The organism is Bifidobacterium sp. LH_419 (genome assembly GCF_056356955.1).
The window spans coordinates 1-3,496 of the sequence record NZ_JBKEVG010000028.1; the positions used below are offsets into that span (position 1 = coordinate 1).

The window sequence follows — 3,496 nt, forward strand, 5'->3', positions numbered from 1 at the left end:
TGAACTGCGCCCCGATTGCTGGACGTGGTTTATTAAGGGTACCTGATCAGGCTGTGGGGGACATGTTCCGGAATTCCTCCGGGGTGTGTCCCCCGAGTCGTTTCTGGCGTCGTTTGGTGTTCCAGTGGACGATGTACGCGTCCAGCCCGGTCTTGAACTCCTCGTATGAGGCGAACCGGCGGCCGGTGTAGAACTCGTCCTTGAGATGGCCGAACACCTGCTCGGTGGCGGCGTTGTCCAGACAGTTGCCCTTGCGGCTCATGGACTGGCGTATGCCCAGCTCCGTCAGCCTGTTCCTCCACCATGCGTGCTGGTACTGCCAGCCCATGTCGCTGTGGAGTATGGGGTTCGCGTCCTCGGGCAGCTTCTCCTCGAGCATGGAGAGCAGGCGCCGCTGCTGGGCCATGTCGGGATGGCGGCTGATGTCCCAGGCGATGATCTCCTTGGACCCCATGTCGTACACGGGCGCGAGGTACGCCTTGCCTCCCGCGATCCTGAACTCGGTGACGTCGGTGCCCAGTTTCGTCCAGGGCCGGTCGGCCGCGAAGTCGCGTTCCAGCAGGTTCGGCGGCTTGGCGCCCGTCCCGCCCTTGTACGAGCTGTACCTCCGGTACGGGTTCGGCCGGCGTATCCGGCACTCCAGTCCCATGCGGCGCATGACCTTCAGCACGCTCTTGTGGCTCACGCGCACGCCGGACTCGTGCACGAGGCACATGCGCACCTGCCGGTGGCCGCACCCGTTGGGCGTGCGCGCGAATATCTCGGCGACCATCGGCTCGATGTCCGGACGGGTGACCGGCATGGGATGGGAACGGAGATAGTAGTAGGTGCTCCGCGCCAGACCGGCGGCCCTGAGCAGATACGCGAGCGGATGGCCGAGCCCCGCCAGCGTCGAGACGATCACCGACTTCTCCCGGTTGGTGACTTCGACGCCAGCAGGGCGCGGGCTTTTTCCAGATACGCGACCCTCGCCCTGAGATACTCGTTCTCCTCCTCGAGAAGCCGCTCCCTCGTGGGTGCCGGTTTCGGCTTGGACTTCGCGCCCTTCGGCCGACCCTTCGGCCTCGGACGCAACGCCTCCGGACCGCCCGCCCGGTACTCGCGGCACCAACGGCGCAATGGCGAGACGCTCGCGATCCCGTACCGGGCCATGACCTCGGCCGCGGTCATTCCACGCTCCACATGGTCGCGCACCGCCGCGAGCTTCGTCTCGTAGCCGTAGGCCTTTCTGCCGCCGCGTTCTCCCATGAGCGCCGCCTCCCCGCCGATCCGATACGACAGAAACCATTTTTTCGCGGTATCGACGGACACGCCAAGCCGGCGCGCCGCGGCCTTATAGCCATGGCCCTCATGGAAGACACCAACGACGAGCCGCATGAAACCATCGTCATAACGACGCCTGCGATTCCCGGACATGAGAAACCGCACCTCCAATCATCGAATCCGAATTACTTCAGTCCAACAATCAGGGTGCGGTTCAGAGCCGGGGGGGGTGTTCCTATGTTTTTGTCAATTCTGTAGGGGGTTGATGTGTCGGGTTTTGGTTGGTTGTCGTGGGCGTGCTTCGCCTTGCCGGTGGCGACCGGTGTGTTCGTCCTTCGTGGTGTTCAGGCGGCGAGGGTCGGTTCCTGGTAGAGGGTGCCGTTCTTGAGCATGCTGTAGATGACGTCGCAGCGGCGTCGGGCGAGGCAGATGACGGCGGCGTTGTGGTGTTTGCCTTGTTCGCGCTTGCGTTTGTAGTAGGCGATGGAGGATGGGTGTTTGGTGGATGCGACGAACGCGGATTGCCATAATGCGTTCTTGAGTCGTTTGTTGCCGCCTCTGGCGGGGCGTTCGCCTTTGATGCTGGTGCCGGACTGGCTGGTGACGGGGGCGATGCCGGCGTACGCGGCGAGGTGGGCCGCGCTTTTGAAGCGGGTGATGTCTCCGCCTATGCCGAGGAGGATGTTGCTCGCGGTCCTGACGCCCACCCCGGGCATCGACGTCAGGACCCGGAGAAGAGGGTGGTCCTCCAGGAGCCTTTCGACCTGCGCGGCGAGGTCGCGCCGCCGGTCCTTGATGGTCTTGATGTCATGGGCGATCGAGGGGATGATGGTCTCGGCCGTGAGCGTGCCGGGCACGGTGAGGGTCTGCCGGCCGATCGCCTCGAACATGTCGTCGATGATGGTCCCGGCGCGCAGCTTGTTGTCCTTGGCCCACGCCCTGACCTGGTCGATGCCGGCCTTTTTCATGCCGGCGGGCCCGCCGTAGTGCTCGAGCAGGGCGAGGGTCGCGTCGCGGGTGATGCGGTCGCCCTTGAGGGCGCGTTCGAACGCGGGGTGGGTCTGCAGGAGCAGGCTCCGCAGGCGGTTGATGTGGCGGGTGGATTCGTGGGCGAGGTCCTCGTCATGGCCGGCGAGCAGCTTCAGGGCGGCGAGGGTCTCGTCGTCCGGTCCGGCGTCCCTGAGGCTCTCGGGGAGCCTGAGCGCGGCCCACGCGATCACGTGCGCGTCGCGCTGGTCGGTCTTCGCGGTCCCGGGAAGGAGCTGCGCGGTCCGGCGCATCGCCGTTCCGGGCAGGTACGCGGCCGCGACGCCCATGCTCCGGGCCACGGTCAGGGGCAGGGAGCCGATGGTGTTGGGCTGGTCGACGACCAGCAGCACGCGGCCGTGTTCGCAGAGGCGTTCCAGCATCGTGCGGATGGCGTTCTCGTCCTGTTTGAGCGGCCTGTCGTACAGGGTGTTCCCGTCGCGGTCGAGGGCGCACGCGTGGTGCGCGCTCTTGCCCACGTCCAGGCCGACCCACACGTCGATGTCGTCCGGGCTCATCATTGTCCTCCCGTCATGGGGATGTTCCGTCGGCCGCCGTGACTCGGTCGATGGAGTCCGGACGCCCGTGCCGCATCCACATTACGAGAGACCTGGGCCATGCGCCCCGACGCGTCCATGCGGCCGGCCTGGTTCCTATCAGCGGTCATCGAACGTCCCCGCTCCCGGCGACAACACCCCCCGGATCATCAACGACAGGGCAGGAAAGCCATACCGGAACCGGCGACCCGGCCCCGACCACCGGGACCTACCAAACATGGTAATGGGNGGGGGGGGGGGGGGGGGGGGGGGGGGAGTGTGCTCCCCCTGTGAGGGGGAGCTGCCCGCCGGTGGCGGGCTGAGGGGGTTGTCGGGTTGTGGTTGTGGGGTGTCGTGTTGGTGAATGGGGTGGTTGGTTTGGTTGAATTCCTGTGACACGCCGGCTGGTGGTGGTTTTTGGTGGTGTGGTGGTGTGTCGGGTGGGGTTATGATGTGGTTGTCGGGTTTGTCGGGCCTGTTTTCGACACGCCGTGGGAACGCCGTCGTTGCAACGATTCGGGCGTGGTTTTCACATGCTGGTTTGCGGTGTGGCGTGGGTTGGTGTATGTTTTTCTCTTGCTGCCGGTCGGCTTCTGGTTCTTTCCTTTGTGTGGTTGGTTTCCGGGGTTGGCCGTGTGTGGTGGTTTGAGAACTCAAGAGTGTGTTGTACT

At 65.3% G+C, this 3,496-nt stretch carries 3 protein-coding genes; all 3 read right to left on the reverse strand.

What is annotated here, in order from left to right; translation table 11 throughout:
* Positions 1–46 precede the first annotated feature (46 nt).
* Positions 47–901: an IS3 family transposase gene (locus AC1AYX_RS10345; RefSeq protein ID WP_476503403.1), complete on the reverse strand. Its 855-nt coding sequence runs from the start codon at positions 899–901 to the stop codon at positions 47–49.
* Complete coding sequence (locus tag AC1AYX_RS10350; RefSeq protein ID WP_476503402.1) at positions 901–1,416, reverse strand: transposase; 516 nt, start codon at positions 1,414–1,416, stop codon at positions 901–903. The genes AC1AYX_RS10345 and AC1AYX_RS10350 overlap by 1 nt, the downstream gene beginning before the upstream one ends.
* A 191-nt stretch (positions 1,417–1,607) precedes the next feature.
* Positions 1,608–2,807 (reverse strand): IS110 family RNA-guided transposase, encoded by a 1,200-nt coding sequence (locus tag AC1AYX_RS10355; protein ID WP_476503404.1) that lies wholly within the window; start codon positions 2,805–2,807, stop codon positions 1,608–1,610.
* Between the last annotated feature and the right edge of the window lie 689 nt (positions 2,808–3,496).